Raw genomic sequence first — 21,397 nt, 5'->3', positions numbered from 1 at the left:
GTTGTGATTCACCATTTTGTAATTAATTAAAGGAGTAATCGGGTAATGAATCAGCTAAATTGGGGGACACCAGAGGCACTTCGTGAGCTTTTGTGCGAAGTGGTGAGCTGGAGAAGCATGACATTAACAGAGGGTGAACGTAATTTCCCTTCAAAGGTAGAAGCAAAATTACGAGGGTTGGGCTATTTTCAGGAAAATCCTACTCATTTGCTTCTTCACGATGCCGATCAGGGCAGGCGGTTTTTAACTGCTTTATATAAACATCCAAATGCAAAAGAAACCATCGTTCTCATTAGTCATTTTGATACAGTGAATACGGAGGAATATGGAGATCTAGAGGATTTTGCTTATCAGCCAGAAGAGCTAACCAACTTGCTCCATGAAAGATTGGATGGGTTACCGGAAGATGTGGTGCAGGATCTGAAATCTGGAGAATATTTATTCGGCAGAGGCACGATGGATATGAAAATGGGACTTGTGATGCATATGGGATTAATCGAAAAAGCAACTGTCGAACAATGGCCGATTAATCTTCTCTTGTTAACCGTGCCAGATGAGGAAGTAAATTCGGCGGGTATGTGTGCAGCTGTACCGAAATTATTAGAACTAAAGGAAAAGCATGATCTCACCTATAAGCTTTTCTTGAACGGAGAACCCGTATTTTCACAAGAACCAGGTGACGAAAATTATTATGTGTATTCAGGTTCCATCGGTAAAATTATGCCATCGGCACTTTTTTACGGGAAAGAGACACATGTTGGTGAACCTCTCAGTGGAATCACAGCACCATATATTGCATCGTTTTTGACGCAGAAGATGGAATGGAATTTGAGCCTCCAAGAAACGGTGAGGGGTGAAACAACCCCTCTTCCGGTCACACTTCAACAAAAAGATTTAAAACTTGAATACTCCGCTCAAACACCATACCGCGCAGCAGCCTTGTATAATGTGTTTTTAATGGAGCGGAATGCGGAAGAAATTATGGATATCTTTGAAAAAGTGGCTGTTAACGCGGCTAGTACCTGCAACCGGGCCTATATGGAAGTCTGCAAAGAGCAGTATGTAGACCCAGTGGGTGAAGTGAGTGTCTTACGTTATGAGGCTTTACTTACGCATGCGATTAATAAATTTGGAACGGATTTTGTCGAAGCAATCAAAGCAGCCGTTCATGCAAATTCAGAATGGGATGACCGTGAAAAATCCCTACGAATTGCAGATACTCTAATGATTCAGTGCCAGGAACTTGCACCGGCGATTGTTTTGCTATTTGCTCCACCTTATTATCCTGCGGTAAATTCATCAAATGATGAACTCATTACACAATGTGTAGAATATGTGAAAGAGCAAGGTCTCGCAAAATTTAATTTGCCTGTTCAGCAAGTTCACTATTTTAATGGAATTAGCGACTTAAGCTATGTTAATTATCAGGACGATGGGGAAGGATGGACCGTCTTCAAATCAAATACCCCGGTATGGGGCAGCGGTTACATCATCCCATTCGATGCGATGAAAGAACTCCAAGCTCCTGTCTTAAATGTTGGCCCACTCGGAAAAGACGCCCACAAACGAACGGAGCGTCTTCATATGAAAAGTGCATTTGAAGAAGTTCCGATTCTTGTCGAGGGTATGATAAAAATGATGATTAATAACTAGGAAAGAAACTGATTCGCATCGTCGAATCAGTTTTTTTTATCTGGTGGGTCTACTCTTATTCAAATGTTCAATTTTTATTAAGAAAATATAAAAAAAAATAGGTCTTTTTAAGGAGGAGATGATCTGACAACCTAATGGAAAATGTAGATTTTTTTGTTTAAAAGTGATTTACTCTCATACAAATTGCCTATATATTAGCACTTCCGATTTATTCGCCTTTACAATTGTTTACATTCGCTTAATAAACCCCCGCTATAATGAAAATCGTAAAATAACATATTCAAGTTTATTTGAGGGGGAAATCGAATTGTTAAAAAAAAAACTTATAAAAAAGGTTCTTCCAGTTGCTGTCCTTTCAAGCATTGCTTTTAGCAGTCTTGTTGGAACAGGAACCGCAAACGCTAAATCCGAAAAAGCAGATAAAAACAATGCAGATATAAAAAATGTCATTTTTCTAATCGGGGATGGAATGGGTGTTTCATATACGTCGGCCTACCGTTATTTAAAAGACGACCCGTCTACTAAAAGAGTAGAGCCAACTGAGTTTGATAAATTTCTAGTTGGACAACAGACTACATATCCAGAGGATGCGAAGCAAAATGTAACGGATTCAGCATCTGCAGCAACGGCCATGGCTGCGGGGGTCAAAACCTATAATGCCGCCATCGCAGTTGACAATGACAAATCTGAAGTGAAAACAGTCCTTGAAGCAGCGAAAGAGAAGGGGAAATCAACCGGACTTGTTGCTACGTCAGAAATCACACATGCCACACCTGCATCGTTTGGTTCTCATGATGTAAACCGTAATAACATGAATGCCATTGCGGATGATTATTATAATGAGATGGTTAACGGAAAACACAAAATTGATGTTCTTTTGGGAGGCGGCTCGGAGTTATTTATCCGTCAAGACCGTAACCTTACAGATGAATTCAAAAAAGACGGATACAGTTATGTTTCAAACCTTCAAGAATTGAAAAAAGACAAAAATGACCAGGTTCTTGGATTATTTGCGAAACGGGGTATGCCAAAAATGATCGACCGGACGGCAGAGATGCCTTCCCTAGCAGATATGACGACTTCTGCCATTGAGCGCTTATATCAAAATAAAAAAGGTTTCTTTCTGATGGTGGAAGGAAGCCAAATTGACTGGGCAGGTCATGATAATGATATTGTAGGCGCAATGAGTGAAATGGAAGATTTCGAAAAAGCGTTCAAAGCAGCCATTGAGTTTGCCAAAAAGGATGGACATACCTTAGTAGTGGCAACAGCTGACCATTCAACTGGCGGTTACTCGATCGGTGCCCGCGGAGAGTACAACTGGTTTAGTGCACCAATCAATGCAACAAAACGCACCCCTGATTTTATGGCAGAGCAAATTGCTAATGGGGCAGATGTGAAAGAAACTTTGTCTAAATATATTAATCTCACTTTAACAGATAAAGAGATTCAGTCTGTGAAAGATGCTGCGGCTACGAAGAAAGTAGTGGATATCGATAATGCGATCGAACAAATTATTGATACCCGTTCATTCACTGGGTGGACGACGGGCGGACATACAGGCGAAGATGTAAATGTATATGCATTCGGACCTGCCAGCGAGCGCTTTGCCGGTCAAATAGATAATACAGACAATGCCAAAATTATCTTTGATATTCTTGAAAAAGGCAGCCGAAAAACAGTCATCGAAGACAAGTAAGTTTCAAAAATTAAGCAGATTAGAAAATATGATATCCCGTTGCCTTTATAGCAATGGGATATCTTTCTAAAAAGGAGTTTTACTTGAGTGGGAGGAATCGATGTGAAACAGGCAATGATAACTATTTTATTTGTTTTACTACTTACGGGCTGTTCATTTGTTTCAATCCAACAAAATAGTGAAAGGTCTGATTCAAAAACGGAGGAAACTTCCACAGAAACGAAAGTGATTTCCGAAGACGATCATGACGCTTATTACAATAGCCCTCAGGTTACGGATGATTCAACCTTACAAAAACCCGGCCAGTCTGTTACGGATGAAAAAGGAGAGGCTACATTAAAAGCAATCAAACAAATAAATAAGGTTTATCATTTTGGGGATATCGAGTACACGATCAAAGAAATGAAACTACTTCACTACCGACCTGATTATAGTTTAATTGACTATTTCCATCCGTTAACGGAAGCCGAGGAATTTGACTTTATTAAATTAAGTGTGGATATAAAAAATCAATCCAAAGAAAAACGGAATTTTGCTCCAATCGCCCTTTTTGAAACGAATACAGGTGTGAAGATGGACTGGAAACAGGATATGTATCTTGAACATTTAAATGGAGAAATCGAAGGAAATCAAATAAAACGGGGGAGTATAGGCTTTATAGTTGATCAAGCTGGCAGCAAAAAAACGGAATGGATTAGTATTCTAACCAGTGACGTGTTTAATGATAAACACGAAAGGCTGGAGGAAGCACAAAAAATCCAACTTAATTTTTAATGGAGAATAAAAAGGTGTCAGTGACATCAGGGCCCTACCCATGATTGGGATAGGGCCCTATTTGTATTCTGCGGTTGTGCAACTAATTGGAACAATTTTATGAAAAGGTAATTCAGTATGATTATAGTATAATAAAAATACTGAAATTTCTAATTGTGCAGGTCATATTCTGGAGGGATCGTGTTGACAGTCGGGGAACTATGCCGAACACTTATTGTAGACGATGAAATGTTAATCAGACAAGGGATTAAGCACTATATCAATTGGGAGCAAGAGGGGTTCATGATTGTTGGAGAGGCTTCGAACGGTCAAGAAGCACTGGAATTAATTGAGGCCACCGCCCCACATATCATTATTACAGATATCGTAATGCCAATCATGGATGGAGAGGAATTAACAAGAATTGTGAAGGAAAGATATCCTCACATTGAAATCATTATTTTAAGCAGTTTTGGAGAATTTGATTATGTTCGCTCCACCTTCCAAAGTGGTATCGTTGATTATATCTTAAAGCCGAAGCTCAATGCAGACGGTCTCTTAAAGGCGCTGAAAAATGCCGCAAGCAGAATTCCTTCCTTTCAGAAAGTGGATCAAAGATTAACAGGCAATCTCCCAATTGGGCAGATTATCAATAAACTGATTTCAGGATATGAAGTGAATTATGATTCGGAGTTAGTATCCAAAGCTTTGCCTTACAGCCATTATTGTTTAATTGGAGCTGATTTAAGGAATCACCAGTCTAGAAATAGTGCAGAATTTCAAACAAGTATCAAGGCGAAAATCGAAGAGGCATTGCAACATATCATAAATCAAGTTGTTTACGAGCCCTTAAGCGTTGAAGAGAATATCATTGGATACTTAATTAATATAAACAAGCAGAATGATAAAGAGTTTATTAAATTGGCCAGCCAAATTGCAGAGTCTATACCAGGAATGAGTATTGCTTTGACGGATGAGTTTTCAGACCTTTCTAAGCTAGGAACCAACTACAAAGAAAGTCTCGTAAAATTGTTAGATTATCGCTTTTATTTTCCAAATCAACCGTTTTTAATGAAAGAGAATCTTCCAAAAGTGCCGCCCAAACCCGAAAATTTTAATTTGGATTGGTTTACAGAAGAATTAAAGAGAAAACATTTTGATTCCGCTTTCAAATATCTACAAGACCATGTAAAGGTAATGTCTTCTTGTTATACGATGGATGTCTTTGAATATAAAGCTTTTTTTGGCAACATTATTTTTAACATTACCATTCTCCTAAGTAATATGAAATTTGACGTAACAGAATTGGAAGAAGCCAAGTATTCATATTTTAGGTCGATTGATGAAGCACCTTCGGCGAAGGCCACGGTTGAACTAATGAATCGCTTTATTGAAGAAGCGGAAAAATGCATATTTTTGGTCCAGAGTGAGCCCGAAGATATAAATATGAAAAAACTGATGGAATATATTAGAGAACATTATGCCGAACCGCTTACCCTTACTGGGGTCGCAAAGCACTTTCATTTTAATCCATCTTATCTTTCAAGCTATTTTTCAACGCATAATAAGGAAGGATTCATCGAATATCTAAATAGAATGCGGATCGAAGAAGCGACGAAACTGCTCATGGAGGGAATGGAATCTATCTCAGAAATTAGTGGAATGGTTGGTTATTCAGACCACAGTTATTTCTGTAAAGTTTTTAAGAAAATAAAGGGATTGTCTCCAAGCCAATACAAAAGAAAGCAAAAACTAAGATAAGAGATGGTGAATTATGAGATTTATTCCCGAACGTTTTAAACATAACGGATTGTTTATCGTTATGTTTTTCATTACGGTTATGATGATTATCACAGTTTCGATCACTATTACATGGACAACGATTCGGATGTCGGAGCAATTTTTTATTAAAAAGTTTAGCATTACGAACTCCAAAGTAATGAGTCAGGTAAAGGGAAGTTTCGAATCCTTTAACTATTCGGTCGTCCTAGCATCTAACAATCTCCTTCAAAGCAACACGGTTAAAAAAATTCTTATGAAGGAGCAATATAGCAATAAAGAGAAACTTAATGCCTATTTTAATGCGGGCCAACAGTTAAAGCGAATTGAAACTAATTTAGATGCATATGAAGAAAGCGTTCTAGTCATGGGGAAAAATGGATTCAGTTTTGCAACGGATCGGACGTACTGGCCAATAACGGATGAGGAATTAAGGGCTAGCAGACTTACTAGTAATACGTTTAAGGAACCAAAGAAACTGGTGTACCAATTGGACAAGCGAAATGATGGAACGAATCGCCAGTTCATTGTGGCATCAAAGGTACTAATGGAACGGATCAACGGTACTGTTTATGGATCGATGTTCTTTGCGTTTGATGAAAGTCAATTTAGACAGTTCTTCACAAGCTATACAGGACCTGGTAATAATGTGTTTGTCGTAGACAAGCAGGGAGTTATTGTTTCTAGCAACCAAACAAACCTCATAGGGCAATCACCAAAAGGCCTGCTTAGCTATGTGGGAAAAATTGAAAAGAGTTCAGACCATTATATCATTGATAATTTTATGGGAAAGGATCAGATTATCTCGATGGAATACCTTCCATCGTTTGACATGTACCTATTTAATATAATTGATAAGCAAAAAGCAGTTGGAGACCTAATTGATAAGAAAGATATCGTGCTCATCTCAATGGGTATCGTCTTTGTGGCGTTAATCATTGTCTTACTAGCGACGAGGAGATTGACAAATTCGTTATCGAGTCTTGTTAAGCAGATAGAAGATGCGTCAAAACATGAATTCCACCAATATGTTACTGCAACCGGCACATATGAAACCATGAAAATCGGCAATGCCTTTAATTCCATGCTCGATGAGCTTCACTTGTATGTTGAACAGCTTGTTGAATCACAAAAGCAAAAGCGCAATGCGGAATTGGCTGCGCTGCAGCAGCAAATTAATCCTCATTTTTTATACAACACGTTAACTTCAATAAAATTCATGGTGCAGCAAGGTGGAAAAGAAGAAACCGAAGCAACAATTAATGCTTTAATATCCTTGCTTCAGAATACAATTGGCAATGTCAGCGAGACGAATACCATTGTCCAGGAAGTGGATAATTTAAAAAATTACGTCCTTATTAATCAAAAGCGGTACGGTAACCGGATTAATGTTAACTATTTTATCGCGCCAGATTGTTTGGAATATCACGTACCAAAGCTTATCCTGCAGCCTTTTATGGAAAATTCATTCTTTCATGGCTTCAATCGTAAGACTGGTGGCTATATTAATGTACTTGTCTGGAAAGAGGAGAATACGTTGATTTGTGAAGTCGTGGATAACGGAGATGGAATGGAAGTCTCTTCAGAGAATAAACTCCCGACTACAAAGCGTAAACAACAGATGTTTTCTGGGATTGGTGTGCGGAATGTCCATGAGCGTATCCAACTGATTTACGGGGACCGGTATGGGGTGACAATTTCTAGCGAGTTGGGTGAAGGGACAAAGGTCCGGATGACACTTCCAGTTTCAACTAAGTGAAAATAGTCATAAAATCTAAAAATAATCCAAATAAATCAATTGGAAGCGTGTTCATGTTATAAAAATATTACCAACCATTAAAAATATCGTCCTAACGGTTACTTCCTAACAGGTGATAACATTGTATTTGTAAGTTAGATAACGCTTACAAAAATAGAATGTTGGGGGAATATCAATGAAAAAAGTACTAGCACTCTTTTTAGTTAGTATATTGATGCTAACTGCCTGTTCTTCGGGATCAAATAAAGAGACTTCCGACAGCGGCAAAGATACAAATGAAGTAACAGTATGGGCATGGGACCCGAATTTTAACATTAAAGCAATGAATTTAGCAAAAGAAGCTTATAAATCTGAAAACGCAGATGTAAACATTAAAGTTATTGAACATGCTCAAGATGACATTATTCAAAAGCTTAATACGAGCTTAAGTTCTGGAACTACAAAAGGACTTCCGAATATTGTTTTAATTGAAGATTATCGGGCGCAAAGCTTCCTTAAAGCGTATCCAGATATGTTCCATGAGTTAACTGGCTCTTTTAAAGCGGATGATTTCGCTCAGTATAAAATTGCCCCTACGAGCTTGGACGGCAAAAACTACGGCCTTCCATTCGATACTGGTGTTACAGGACTATACGTTAGAACGGATTACATGGAAAAAGCGGGCTACACGGTTGATGATTTAAAAGATATCGACTGGAACAAGTACATTGAAATTGGTAAAAAGGTAAAAGAAGCAACGGGGAAACAAATACTTACACAGGATCCAAAAGACCTTGGTCTTATTCGAATGATGGTTCAGTCAAGCGGTTCATGGTATTTAAAGAACGACGGGGTTACACCTGACATAGCAGGCAACGCTTCTTTAAAGGAAGCATTCCAAACATATAAAGAGCTTTTAGATGCGGATTTAGTGAAACCTGTCTCTGATTGGGGCCAATTTGTAGCAGGATTTAACAGTGGCGAAGTTGCTACGGTTCCTACGGGTAACTGGATTACTCCATCCATCAAAGCGGAAAGCTCACAAGCAGGTAAGTGGGCAGTTGTTCCAATGCCAAAACAAGCTGGAATTTCAGGCTCCGTGAACGCCTCTAACCTAGGCGGAAGCTCTTGGTACGTGCTTAACATTCCTGGCAAAGAAAAGGCTGCTGACTTCTTAGCAAAAACTTTTGGTTCTAATGCTGATTTTTATCAGACTTTGAATAAGGAAATGGGAGCGATCGGTACTTACAAGCCAGCTGCTGAAGGCGAAGCGTATAAGGCTGCGGACGATTTCTTCGGAGGTCAAAAGGTCGTTAGTGACTTTGCTGCCTGGACAGAGAAAATTCCTCAAGTAAACTATGGTATGCATACGTATGCAATTGAGGATATTTTAGCTGTTGGAATGCAGGACTACCTTAAGGGTAAAGATCTAGATAAAGTATTAGAAGATGCTCAAAAGCAAGCTGAAGAACAAATTAAATAACACAACAAATTAGCAAGTAACACATCTTTGTAAAGAGATTATGCCTTTGGAATTCGCCGGCTTCAACCCTTCAGTAATTGGAGCTATCTGATGTGTCAGGCGATTTTCTGAGGCTCTTTTCTTTTTTTCTTGAAATTACAACGTAAGGAGTTGACTAAAATTGATAACTGCGAAAGAAAACCACACTCAAACTCTTCCAAAAGCAAATTCAGGTCGGAAGCTTCGGTTAAAAAATAATGTTATTGGCTGGTCCTTTGTGATTATCGCTGCCGTAATGATCTTTTTGTTTTACTTCTACCCAATGGTTCAGGCTCTTATTTTGTCATTTCAATCAGGGGTAGGTGCGAATTTAACATTTACAGGTATCGATAATTATACGCGTTTATTTAAGGATCCAACGTTCCTTACAACGGTAAAAAATACGGTGATCTATCTGATCATCCAAGTACCAGTTATGATTCTACTTGCTTTATTTCTTTCCGTTTTACTAAATAATAAAACGTTGAAGTTCAAGGGCTTTTTTCGAACAGCCATCTTCTTACCATGCGTAACCTCACTTGTTGCCTATTCCGTCATTTTCAAATATTTGTTTGGTCAAGATGGGATTATCAATATCATGTTAATGAAAGTTTCACTAATTTCTGAGCCCATCCAATGGCTCACCGATCCGTTTTGGGCCAAAATTGCCATTATTGTGGCTATCACTTGGCGTTGGACAGGTTATAACATGATCTTCTATTTATCCGCTCTTCAAAACGTCGATGAATCTATCTATGAAGCAGCTAGGATAGATGGGGCTTCGCCAGTTCAACAATTTTTCAAGATTACGATCCCAATGTTGAAGCCGATTATCCTATTTACATCTATCACTTCAACAATTGGAACGCTTCAGCTATTTGACGAGGTCATGAATATTACCAAGGGTGGACCGGGAAATGCGACCATGACAATTTCTCAGTACATTTACAATTTATCATTTAAGTATACCCCTGACTTTGGATATGCGGCTACTGTCTCTTATGCCATTGTCATTATGATCGTCATCTTCTCAATCATTCAGTTCAAAGTGGCAGGTGATAAAAATGAATAACCTTAAACGCTCATTCAGCTATACAGTTCTTATCATCGCTTCCATTGTTTCTATGTTTCCGTTTCTATGGATGATTGTGAGCTCGACAAACAAGTCTGTAGATGTGACGCAAGGAAGGATGCTGCCAGGCAGTCATTTTATAGAAAACCTTCACAATCTACTAGATACAGTTGAGCTTGTACCTGCATTAATGAATTCGGCGAAAATTTCGATTTTAACAACCATCCTTGCCATGCTTATCGCCTCCTTGGCAGGATATGGATTTGAAATTTACAAAAGTAAGTCGAAGGACTTTGTGTTTAATATTTTACTAGTTTCTATGATGATTCCTTTTGCGGCTTTAATGGTACCGCTCTTTAGAATGTTTGCTGCCATTTCACAATCCTTACCGATCATTGGTATTGATACAATGGCAGCGGTCATATTACCGACGGTTACAACCGCCTATCTGATCTTTTTCTTTAGACAAAGCACCAAGATGTTTCCGAAGGAAATTCTTGAAGCGGGAAGAATTGATGGTCTCTCTGAATTGGGATGTTTCTTTCGAATCTATGTACCAACAATGAAAACGACTTACGCGGCAGCTGCCATCATTACTTTCATGGCTAGCTGGAACAGTTATTTATGGCCGCTGGTTGTGTTGCAGTCACCCGAGAACCAAACCATTCCGCTGTTAATCTCAAACCTTGGTTCAAGCTACTCACCCGACTTTGGAATGATTATGACAGCGATTGTGATTGCCACCCTGCCGGCAGCACTTATCTTCTTCATTATGCAAAAGCATTTCGTTGCAGGGATGATGGGTTCAGTTAAATAATAAATTTTGGAAAATGTAGATAGGAAGAGTGATAGTGATGACAACCATTCCAAAAATAGATTGGCTTACCGACTTAAATGTGTTTGCCGTTAATCGACTTCCAGCACATTCAGACCACCGATATTATGAAACACTGGAGCAGGCAAAAATTGCAGGCCCAATGGCAATGCGCCATGAATTAAACGGTAACTGGAAATTTAACTATAGCGTTAATCCAGACAATCGTCCGGAGAATTTTCACCGGCTGGATTTTAACTGCATGGGCTGGGGGGACATCACCGTCCCAGGACACATCCAGCTTCAGGGCTACGGAAAACCACAATATGTGAATACGATGTACCCATGGGACGGACTTAACGAGATTCGTCCGCCAGAAATTCCACTCGACCATAATCCGGTAGGAAGCTATGTGAAGATGTTTACCGTTCCTCCTCAAATGGAAAACAAGCCACTGTATATATCATTTCAAGGTGTGGAGTCGGCCTTTTATGTGTGGTTAAACGGGGAGTTCGTCGGCTATAGTGAGGACTCGTTTACGCCTGCAGAATTTGAGCTTACCCCATTTCTTACAGAGGGTGAGAATAAGCTTGCCGTCGCGGTTTACCAACGGAGCACGGGCAGCTGGCTCGAGGACCAGGATTTCTGGCGTTTTTCTGGTATTTTCCGTGATGTTTACCTCTACACAGTACCGGAAATTCATGTTTATGACGCCGGTATTCGCGCAGAGCTGGATCCGACTTTTACGAAAGGGACGCTTAAAGCAGACCTAAAGCTTTTATCTGATGTGGTTTCTCCAATAAAAATAGTTGCTGAATTGTACGATACCGAGGGGCACTTAGTAGCAGCACAAAACGGTGATTTCACTGACGGAAATTGGACAGTTTTAATGATGATCAATAATCCAAAGCTATGGAGCGCGGAAAATCCTTATTTATATCAGTTTTATATTCAGGTATATAACGAGTTAGGTCATTTGGTAGAGGTTATTCCGCAGAAAGTTGGCTTCAGAAGATTTGAAATGGCCGATAAAATCATGCGCCTTAATGGTGAACGAATTGTATTCAAGGGTGTCAATCGCCATGAATTTAATTGCCGTACCGGCCGCGCAATTACAAAGGAAGACATGCTTTGGGATATTAAAACATTGAAACAGAACAACATTAACGCTGTCCGGACGTCCCATTATCCGAATCAGAGTTATTGGTACGAGTTGTGCGACGAATACGGTGTCTATGTCATCGATGAAATGAACCTTGAAACGCACGGTTCATGGCAAAAGATGGGGGCAGTCGAGCCGTCATGGAACATCCCCGGGAATAAGCCGGAATGGGAGAACATCGTCATGGATAGAGCGGTATCCATGTTTGAACGGGACAAAAATCACCCGTCGATCCTCATTTGGTCATGTGGCAATGAATCCTATGCGGGTGAAGTGATTCTGAATGTTTCTAAGTATTTTAAGCGTGTTGATTCAAGTCGCCTGGTTCATTATGAAGGTGTTTTCCATGCCCGTGATTACAATGATACGAGTGATATGGAAAGCCGGATGTATGCTAAGCCAGCTGACATTGAGAACTATTTGAACGATAACCCGTCAAAGCCATACATTAGCTGTGAGTATATGCACGCCATGGGGAATTCCCTTGGCGGTATGAATAAATATACAGATTTAGAGCGGAAGTATCCGATGTATCAAGGTGGATTTATTTGGGATTATATTGATCAGTCAATTATTAAAAAAGACCGTTATGGCAAGGAATTTTTGGCCTACGGCGGTGATTTTGACGATCGCCCAACGGATTATGGCTTCTGTACGAATGGGATTGTGTATGCCAATCGAGAGTTGTCACCGAAGATGCAGGAAGTAAAGTATTTATATCAAAATATCAAACTGAGTCCGGATCGTACGGGGGTAACCATTCAGAATGAAAGTCTTTTCGTAGATACGTCCGATTTTTATTTGGAGTTCACTCTCTACCTTGAAGGTAAAGAGTTGTATCGGAATCAGCTCGATGTGGTGGTGGCACCACAGAGTGAAGGGCGCATTGAATTTAAAATGCCTGTGGAAATCACCAGTGTTTCTGGCGAATATTGTATACAAACTTCTTTTAAGCTGAAGGAAAGTAATCTCTGGGCGGACGCTGGCTACGAGATCGCGTTCGGACAATATGTGTTCAGGACGGAGGCGTTTGTCGAGCAGACGGCAGCTCACGGGGAATTACGGGTTGTCGCTGGCGATGTCAATGTTGGTGTCCACGGCCCTGACTTCACCATCTTGTTCTCGAAACAGGCGGGCAGCTTGGTTTCACTTAACTACGCTGGGAAAGAAATGATTGCTCTTCCGCCGGCACCGTTATTCTGGCGGGCGACGACGGATAATGACCGCGGCTATTCTCAAGGCTATCATTCGGGTCTTTGGTATGCAGCCAGTCTTGCGCGCAAATGCATTGGGATGGATGTCGAACAAGCTAATGGTCAGGTGAGCATTGCTTTTACTTATAAATTATCGATTAGTGAAAAAGTAGTGGTGAAAGTAAATTATACCGTTCTTGCCAATGGCAGTGTTCGTGTGAAGTCGGTCTATCAGGGGGCGGAAAATCTCCCGCAGCTGCCGATTTTTGCAGTATCCTTCAAGGTGCCTGCCGATTATGACCAACTGGAATGGTATGCGATGGGTCCTGAAGAAAATTACTCAGACCGAGCGCAAGGAGCAAGACTTGGAATATTTAAAAATCAAGTAATTGAGAATTTATCCGGATATGTCATGCCGCAAGAATCGGGCAACCGGACGGGAGTGCGCCGAGTTAGTCTGACCAACAAGGAAGGACAGGGAATAAAAATTTCAGCTGCGACTAAACCATTAGAGTGCAATTTTTCTCCCTATACGGCTTTTGAACTCGAGAATGCCCAGCATCAATATGAGCTTCCAAATATCTATTACACGGTTGTGACGGTTGCAGGCAAGCAGATGGGCGTCGGCGGAGACGACAGCTGGGGTGCACCGGTGCATGATGAACACCTCATTCCTGCCAATCAAGACATGGAATTCGAGTTTATCATTGATCGAATCTAAGCTTGAAAATTAGCATTTACAAGAAAAGAGCCTGAAATAGACAGGCTCTTTCCTTTACATGACAAACTTAAGGAGCGGAAAGTTATGCTTATTCATGTTAATCAAGAGGACAGACAGTTTCATTTAACAAATGGCCAAGTTAGTTATATTTTTCACGTGATGAAAAATGGACAATTAGGCCATCTTTATTATGGAAAGGCATTACACCACAGAGAAGATTTTTCTCACTTGCAGACGTATGATGTGCCAACAGGGGCTACTACACACGTGTATGCAGATGATCCTGCTTTTGGTTTGGAAACGCTCCGTCAAGAATACCCTGCCTACGGAAATTCTGATTTCCGCGAACCGGCAATCAGTGTGAGTAACACGACGGCTAATCATGCTCCTAATTTCAAATACGATTCGTATCAACTTGTAGACGGAAAGCCTCGTCTTGAAGGTCTGCCGGCAACCTATACAGAGGACAATCAGGACGCTAGTACACTTCAAATTATCTTAAAGAATGAATTCCTCCAAGCAGAATTGACGTTAAATTATACAATATTCCTTGATATGCCTGTCATAACGAGAAGTGCTTCCTTGAAAAATGAAAGTCAAGAGGAATTGGTTATTGATCGATTAATGGGAGCATCACTCGACCTTCCGGATAAAGATTTTTTATTTACCCACTTAGCGGGTGCATGGTCACGGGAGCGGCATGTAAAAGAGAGAATACTGGAAACAGGCATTCAGTCTATTTCCAGTCTGCGTGGTGCCAGCTCTCACCACCATAATCCGTTCTTGGCACTAAAGCGTCCTGAGGCGACGGAACATACAGGTGAGGTATATGGCTTTAATTTTATATATAGCAGTAACTTTTTGATGCAAATAGAAGTGGATCATTACGACACAGCAAGACTTATGGTTGGGATTCATCCGTTTGGCTTCAAGTGGAATCTAAAGCCGAACGTGTCCTTCCAAACCCCGGAAGTAGTAATGGTGTATTCCGATCAAGGTTTAAATGGGATGAGTCAGGCCTTTCATAGTCTTTATCGCAAGCACCTGGTTCAAGCGCAATGGAAGAAGGCCGTCCGTCCGATTTTGATTAATAACTGGGAAGCAACCTATTTTGATTTTACTGAGGAAAAACTCGTTAATATTGCGAAATCAGCAAGTGAATTAGGAATCGAACTGCTGGTCCTTGATGATGGTTGGTTTGGAAAACGGAATGATGATACCTCCTCTCTTGGAGATTGGCATGTGGACTTAGATAAACTTCCCGGTGGCTTAGAAAGCTTAGCCCAGAAAATATCTGCTACTGGTATGAAATTTGGGCTGTGGTTTGAGCCGGAGATGATCAGTCCGAACAGTGATTTATTTAGCGAGCATCCTGATTGGGCCGTTGGTGTTCCAGGTCAACATTATACATTGGGTCGCAATCAGCTCGTTCTTGACTTTTCAAGACCAGATATTGTTGATTATCTTTATGAAAAAATGTCCGATATTATTAAAAAAACAAACCTTGCTTATATTAAATGGGATATGAATCGGAACATTACCGAAGCATTCTCACAAAAACTAGCCGTTCATCAGCAAGGCGAGTTTTTCCATCGCTATATTTTAGGGGTCTATGATCTCTATGAACGGTTAACACGTGAATTCCCGCATGTGTTGTTTGAATCTTGTGCAGGAGGCGGGGGAAGATTCGACCCAGGGATGATGTATTATGCACCGCAAGCATGGACAAGTGATGATACGGATGCGATTGAGAGGCTAAAAATCCAATACGGTACCTCCTTCGCCTATCCAGTTTACAGCATGGGATCTCATGTGTCGGCTGTTCCGAATCACCAAACATTGCGGACGACACCGTTAGCAACAAGGGCAAATACTGCTTACTTTGGAACCTTTGGCTATGAATTAGATCCAGTGAAATTAACCGAAGAAGAGCGGGCAGAAATTAAAGAGCAGGTTGCTTTTTATAAAAAGCATCGAGGATTAATTCGCGATGGTCAATTTTATCGCTTGTTGAGTCCTTTTTCGAATAATGAAACGGCTTGGATGGTCGTGAGCAAGGACCAATCGGAAGCCTTGATTGGCTGGTATAAGGTTTTGGCTACGCCGAATCCTAAAAAGCAGCAAACGCTTCGTCTCAGTGGACTAGCTGAATCGAAGATGTATAAAGTGGCTGGAAGCGAACGAACGTATTATGGCGATGAGCTCATGAACGTGGGACTGCCGCTTCCAACGGAGTTTAACGGTGTCAATGGAAGGAGTTCCGAGCGTGGCGGCGACTTCCAGTCCCAGGTTTTTTATTTGCAAAAGACCGGAGGAAGGTAGTGGAATAAAAAACAGCTCTGTGAAAGCGCATGAAATTTTTCATGCGCTTTTCTTGTATTTTTAAGTAAACTTTTAGTAAAAATAGTTGAATATTTTTACTAACCGTTATAAAATTAAGTTGAAATTAAAAATTACTTACAAGAAACAGAATTTCTGGAGGAATTAAAATGAACGTTACCGCACTCAATAAAGTATTTTTAGATATGTTTCATATTTTACCTAGAAAAGCCTTTTTTGCTCCTGGAAGGATTAATTTAATTGGCGAGCATACCGATTATAATGGCGGTCATGTGTTTCCATGTGCGATTACCTACGGTACTTACGCTGTAGCAAGGAAACGGGAAGACCAAGTGATTCGTCTATACTCAACGAACTTCCCTGAAAAAGGAATCATCGAATTTAACTTAAACGAACTAGAATATGAGAAAGAACACAATTGGGCCAACTATCCGAAAGGAATGATTCGGTACATGATCGAGGCGGGATATGAAATTCCAACGGGATTTGATTGTACCATTGAAGGCAATATCCCGAATGGTGCAGGACTATCTTCGTCGGCTTCCATTGAACTGTTAACCGGAGTGCTAGTAAACGGCCTGTTTGAATTAGAAATTCCTAGGCTTGATCTCATCAAGCTTGGTAAAAAGGTAGAGAATGAATTTATTGGTGTGAACAGCGGCATTATGGACCAGTTTGCGATTGGCATGGGGAAGAAAGATGCTGGAATTTTACTAGATTGCCAGACTCTTAGCTATGAATACGCACCCATTCACCTTGATGATTACAAAATTTTAATCATGAATACGAACAAGCGCAGGGAATTAGCTGATTCGAAATACAATGAGCGAAGAGGAGAATGTGAAGAGGCGCTAGCGCAACTTCAACAAAAACTTCCGATTGAGGCTCTAGGTCAATTATCTGAAGCGGAGTTTGATGAAAATCAATACCTAATTACCAATGAAACGGTCCGCAAACGAGCAAAGCACGCTGTCAATGAAAACGTGCGAACAATTAAGGCTCTAGAAGAGCTGAAGGCAGGAAATTTAGAGGCATTTGGACAATTGATTAACCAATCACACGTATCCTTACGAGATGATTATGAAGTGACTGGAGTGGAACTTGACAGTTTAGTAGAGGCTGCATGGAAACAACCGGGAGTTCTAGGGGCGCGGATGACTGGTGCAGGGTTCGGCGGCTGTGCTATTGCAATCGTACAAAATGACGAGGTTGAAAACTTTATTGCAAATGTTGGGGCAGCCTATCTCGAGAAAATTGGCTACAAGGCAGAATTTTATGCAGCGAGCATTGGTGACGGGGCAAAAGAAATTCAAATGGAGGCGGCGAGCTAAATGAGTATCCTTGTATTAGGTGGAGCGGGCTATGTCGGTTCACACGCTGTTTTTCAGTTGATTGATCAGGGGTTTCCGGTGGTTGTGATTGATAATTTGCAAACAGGCCATAGCGATGCAGTTCATCCAAAGGCAAGCTTTTATGAAGGGGATATCCGCAGTCGTGAGTTTATGCGCTCTGTTTTTGAAAAAGAAGACATTGAAGCAATCTTGCATTTTGCCGCCAATTCCCTTGTCGGGGAATCCATGGTTGAACCGTTAAAATACTTTGATAACAACGTTTATGGGACACAAGTTGTCCTTGAAATGATGAAGGAATTTAGCGTCAAGCACATCGTTTTTTCTTCGACAGCAGCTGTTTATGGAGAGCAGAAAGTTGTACCGATTACAGAGGATGCGGCAACCATTCCAACGAATACCTATGGAGAAACCAAGCTGGCAATGGAAAAAATGATGGCTTGGTGCGAAAAAGCGTTTGATCTTCACTATGTTTCCCTTCGCTATTTTAACGTAGCTTCGGCAAGAAGCGACGGACAAATTGGCGAGGACCATAACCCAGAAACGCATCTCATCCCTGTTGTATTAGAAGCAGCATTAGGCAAAAGGCCTGCCGTTACGATATTTGGGGAAGATTATGATACAGCAGATGGTACTTGTGTTCGTGATTATATTCATGTAGAAGACTTAATTGATGCCCATATATTAGCCCTCCGTTATCTACAAAATGGCGGGGAGAGTAATCATTTCAATCTTGGCTCAAGTCAAGGATTCTCGGTAAAAGAAATTGTTGAGACAGCTAAAGAGGTTACAGGAATTGATATCCCGGTAAGAATCGGTGAACGAAGAGCTGGAGACCCAAGTACATTAATTGCTTCTTCGGAAAAAGCAAAAAAGATATTGGGATGGAATCCAACGAGAACATCGATTCATCAAATGATTAGCAATGCCTGGAACTGGCATCAGCACCACCCGAATGGATATCAGAAATAGAGGTGAACATGATGATTTATCAACTAATACAACAATTAATCAATCAAGCAATAGCCGCCCAATTAATTGAGCGGGAAGATGAAGTCTATGCGCGCAATCAAATATTGTCACTTCTCCATCTAACGGAGTTTAAGGAAGTGGACGCAGCAGGGGAAAGTAACTTTGATATCCCTGATTTACTCGATTTAATTGTAGATTATGCCTGCAATCAAGGGATTATTGAAGAATTATTTGATGAAAAAGAGATTTTTTCAAGTAAAATTATGAACAGTTTCATCGCCCGGCCATCAGCGGTTAATCAGCTTTTTTATGGAAAATATAAACAGGATCCAAAAGCAGCAACACAGTATTTTTATGAGTTAAGTAAAAATAGCAACTATATTCAAATGAAGCGAATTCGAAATAACATTGAATATAAGACCACTACAGAATATGGTGAACTTGATATTACCATTAATCTATCAAAACCCGAAAAGGATCCTAAAAGTATTGAACTCGAGCGGTCGGTGAAGCAAATGGACTATCCGAAATGCTTGCTTTGTGTGGAGAATGAGGGATATGCGGGAAGAATCGGGCACCCTGCCCGCTCCAATCACCGCATGATTCGTGTAAATCTATTAGAAAACACATGGTACTTGCAGTATTCACCATATGTCTATTACAACGAGCATTGTATCGTGTTAGCAGAAAAACATACCGATATGGTTATTAGTCCAACGACATTCTTACGGCTGTTAAGCTTTGTTGAGCAATTTCCACATTATTTTGTCGGCTCTAATGCGGACCTGCCGATTGTAGGTGGCTCGATTTTATCCCATGATCATTATCAAGGCGGGAATTATCAATTTGCGATGGCGAAGGCAGGGGATGACTGGGCATTTAAAATGGCTGGATATCCGGATGTAGAGTGTGCGGTTGTTAAATGGCCTATGTCCGTTATTCGCCTGCGTTCCGATCAAATTAGTACGCTCGTTGAAGCCGGATCACATATTTTAGACAAATGGAAAAAGTACAGTGATGAAGGTTTAGGAATTGAGGCGAGGACTGGCGAAACCCCGCACAATACAATTACACCCATTGCACGTAAAAATGGGGATGTATTTGAACTGGATTTGGTTCTGCGTAACAACCGGACGAGTGATGAGCATCCGCTTGGCATTTTCCATCCTCACGCCGATGTACATCATATTAAGAAGGAAAATATTGGCCTAATTGAAGTGATGGGGCTGGCGGTTTTACCAGCACGGTTAAAGGATGAACTAGGAGAAGTGGAAAATTACATCCTAGGTCAATCATCGGCAGTAGCAGACTATCATTTAGACTGGGCGGAAGCGTTAAAAGCACGCTATCAAGCTATTGCTAATGAAGCGAATGTGGATGGTCTGGTAAGAGAAGAAGTAGGAAAGAAGTTTTTAAGGTGCTTGGAAGATGCAGGAGTGTTTAAGCGAAATGAAGTGGGTGCAGCTGGGTTCCAGCGTTTTATCAGTACGTTATAAAAAACATAATCGGCCCAGAACTTTGTTGATAGCTCTAGTTTTTAAAAAGAAATGAATTAGAATACCTTCTGAAAAATATGGAGTGATAACGCGATGAAAATATTAGATAGAATATTTGGCAGTTACGAGGGTGAGTCCGTTACTGAGTATACCTTAGTGAATGATTACGGCATGATGGTCTCTTGCCTTAATTATGGTTGTGTGATTACTAAAATCATCGTCCCTGACCGTCATGGAAACTTTGAAAATGTAGTGCTTGGATTTGAAAACTTCGAAGATTACACAGAATGGTCCCCGTATTTTGGCGCAGTTGTGGGACGAGTAGCCGGAAGAATTAATGGTGCCAGCTTTGAGTTGGACGGAAAAGAAGAATACCATCTTGCAGACAATGATTATCCCAATCATATACACGGGGGCAAGAAGGGTTTTAACTCTGTGATTTGGAAAACCGAAATAATAGAGGAAGAAAATGCAGTCGGTTTGAAGTTTTTTTATCATAGTCCAGACGGTGACGAAGGCTATCCTGGTAATCTAGACACCACTGTTACCTATATTCTAAACAATAAAAATGAACTCGATATTACTTTTGAAGGAAAAACGGATCAAAAAACAGTTGTTAACTTAACGAATCACTCGTATTTTAACTTGAGTGGAAATGTAAAAAGAGACTGTTCTGAACATATTCTCCAATTAGAAAGTGATCAGTTTTTAGAACTGGGCGAAGGTTTTATCCCTACTGGTAAAATGATTGATACGAAAAATACCCCATTTGATTTTAAGCATGGCAGAAGGTTACGCTCTGGGATGGTTTCGTCTCATCCACAAAATGTCCTTGTTGGTAATGGGTACGACCACCCACTTGTTTTTACCAAAAAGGATGAAAATACAATCATGCTTAGTGATGAGGAAAGCGGCCGTTCGCTGCTTGTTTCGACCGACCAGCCATGCGTCGTCCTTTATACAGGGAATCAATTAGAAGGACCTTATTCCATAGCAGGTGTCAGGTCAAGGAACTATTTGGGTGTCTGTCTGGAAACGCAAGGATTTCCAGATGCTATCCATCATCCGGAGTTCCCCTCTGTCATTTTAAACCCGGAGGAAGTATACTATTCCAAAACAGTGTATCGTTTTTTTGCTAATACATTAGGAGATTGA

At 40.5% G+C, this 21,397-nt stretch carries 14 protein-coding genes; all 14 read left to right on the top strand.

Annotation, left to right across the window (positions count from 1 at the left end; translation table 11 throughout):
- The first annotated feature begins 45 nt into the window (after positions 1–45).
- The 14 genes from QF028_RS25765 to QF028_RS25700 all read left to right on the top strand — a co-directional run bounded on the left by QF028_RS25765 (position 46) and on the right by QF028_RS25700 (position 21,397).
- On the top strand, positions 46–1,653 hold the full coding sequence (locus QF028_RS25765; protein ID WP_429470136.1) for a M20/M25/M40 family metallo-hydrolase: 1,608 nt from the start codon (positions 46–48) through the stop codon (positions 1,651–1,653).
- Positions 1,654–1,960: 307 nt separating this feature from the next.
- The gene (locus QF028_RS25760; protein ID WP_429470134.1) at positions 1,961–3,352 is read left to right on the top strand and encodes an alkaline phosphatase; all 1,392 of its coding nucleotides are present in this window, start codon (positions 1,961–1,963) and stop codon (positions 3,350–3,352) included.
- A gap of 102 nt (positions 3,353–3,454) precedes the next feature.
- The gene (locus tag QF028_RS25755) at positions 3,455–4,126 is read left to right on the top strand and encodes a hypothetical protein (RefSeq protein WP_429470132.1); all 672 of its coding nucleotides are present in this window, start codon (positions 3,455–3,457) and stop codon (positions 4,124–4,126) included.
- A gap of 180 nt (positions 4,127–4,306) precedes the next feature.
- Positions 4,307–5,866: a response regulator transcription factor gene (locus QF028_RS25750; protein ID WP_429470130.1), complete on the top strand. Its 1,560-nt coding sequence runs from the start codon at positions 4,307–4,309 to the stop codon at positions 5,864–5,866.
- Positions 5,867–5,879: 13 nt separating this feature from the next.
- Positions 5,880–7,643 (top strand): sensor histidine kinase, encoded by a 1,764-nt coding sequence (locus tag QF028_RS25745; protein WP_429470128.1) that lies wholly within the window; start codon positions 5,880–5,882, stop codon positions 7,641–7,643.
- Positions 7,644–7,818: 175 nt separating this feature from the next.
- Positions 7,819–9,105 (top strand): ABC transporter substrate-binding protein, encoded by a 1,287-nt coding sequence (locus QF028_RS25740; protein ID WP_429470126.1) that lies wholly within the window; start codon positions 7,819–7,821, stop codon positions 9,103–9,105.
- Positions 9,106–9,346: 241 nt separating this feature from the next.
- The gene (locus QF028_RS25735) at positions 9,347–10,195 is read left to right on the top strand and encodes a carbohydrate ABC transporter permease (RefSeq protein WP_374102967.1); all 849 of its coding nucleotides are present in this window, start codon (positions 9,347–9,349) and stop codon (positions 10,193–10,195) included.
- Entirely contained in the window at positions 10,188–11,012 is an 825-nt protein-coding gene (locus tag QF028_RS25730; protein WP_429470124.1) for a carbohydrate ABC transporter permease, read from the top strand. The genes QF028_RS25735 and QF028_RS25730 overlap by 8 nt, the downstream gene beginning before the upstream one ends.
- A gap of 37 nt (positions 11,013–11,049) precedes the next feature.
- Positions 11,050–14,085: a glycoside hydrolase family 2 TIM barrel-domain containing protein gene (locus QF028_RS25725; protein ID WP_429472547.1), complete on the top strand. Its 3,036-nt coding sequence runs from the start codon at positions 11,050–11,052 to the stop codon at positions 14,083–14,085.
- An 84-nt stretch (positions 14,086–14,169) separates the two neighbouring features.
- Positions 14,170–16,407 (top strand): alpha-galactosidase, encoded by a 2,238-nt coding sequence (locus QF028_RS25720; protein WP_429470122.1) that lies wholly within the window; start codon positions 14,170–14,172, stop codon positions 16,405–16,407.
- Positions 16,408–16,574: 167 nt separating this feature from the next.
- Positions 16,575–17,756, top strand: a complete 1,182-nt coding sequence (locus QF028_RS25715; RefSeq protein ID WP_429470120.1) for a galactokinase — start codon at positions 16,575–16,577, stop codon at positions 17,754–17,756.
- Positions 17,757–18,746, top strand: coding sequence for a UDP-glucose 4-epimerase GalE (galE, locus tag QF028_RS25710; protein ID WP_429470118.1), 990 nt, complete (start codon positions 17,757–17,759; stop codon positions 18,744–18,746).
- A gap of 11 nt (positions 18,747–18,757) precedes the next feature.
- Positions 18,758–20,242 carry a UDP-glucose--hexose-1-phosphate uridylyltransferase gene (gene galT, locus QF028_RS25705; protein ID WP_429472545.1) on the top strand — a complete coding sequence of 495 codons (1,485 nt, stop codon included), beginning with the start codon at positions 18,758–18,760 and terminating at the stop codon, positions 20,240–20,242.
- Positions 20,243–20,335: 93 nt separating this feature from the next.
- Complete coding sequence (locus QF028_RS25700) at positions 20,336–21,397, top strand: aldose epimerase family protein (protein WP_429470116.1); 1,062 nt, start codon at positions 20,336–20,338, stop codon at positions 21,395–21,397.

The organism is Neobacillus sp. B4I6 (genome assembly GCF_050434045.1).
Classification (GTDB): Bacteria; Bacillota; Bacilli; order Bacillales; family Cytobacillaceae; genus Neobacillus.
This window is presented reverse-complemented; position numbering and strand designations above follow the sequence as displayed.

Bases quoted from the DNA above. Each gene is read 5' to 3' on its own strand.
- QF028_RS25765 (WP_429470136.1), top strand. From the start codon at position 46: ATGAATCAGCTAAATTGGGGGACACCAGAGGCACTTCGTGAGCTTTTG.
- QF028_RS25745 (WP_429470128.1), top strand. From the start codon at position 5,880: ATGAGATTTATTCCCGAACGTTTTAAACATAACGGATTGTTTATCGTT.
- QF028_RS25740 (WP_429470126.1), top strand. From the start codon at position 7,819: ATGAAAAAAGTACTAGCACTCTTTTTAGTTAGTATATTGATGCTAACT.
- QF028_RS25730 (WP_429470124.1), top strand. From the start codon at position 10,188: ATGAATAACCTTAAACGCTCATTCAGCTATACAGTTCTTATCATCGCT.
- QF028_RS25725 (WP_429472547.1), top strand. From the start codon at position 11,050: ATGACAACCATTCCAAAAATAGATTGGCTTACCGACTTAAATGTGTTT.
- QF028_RS25720 (WP_429470122.1), top strand. From the start codon at position 14,170: ATGCTTATTCATGTTAATCAAGAGGACAGACAGTTTCATTTAACAAAT.
- QF028_RS25715 (WP_429470120.1), top strand. From the start codon at position 16,575: ATGAACGTTACCGCACTCAATAAAGTATTTTTAGATATGTTTCATATT.
- galE (WP_429470118.1), top strand. From the start codon at position 17,757: ATGAGTATCCTTGTATTAGGTGGAGCGGGCTATGTCGGTTCACACGCT.
- galT (WP_429472545.1), top strand. From the start codon at position 18,758: ATGATTTATCAACTAATACAACAATTAATCAATCAAGCAATAGCCGCC.
- QF028_RS25700 (WP_429470116.1), top strand. From the start codon at position 20,336: ATGAAAATATTAGATAGAATATTTGGCAGTTACGAGGGTGAGTCCGTT.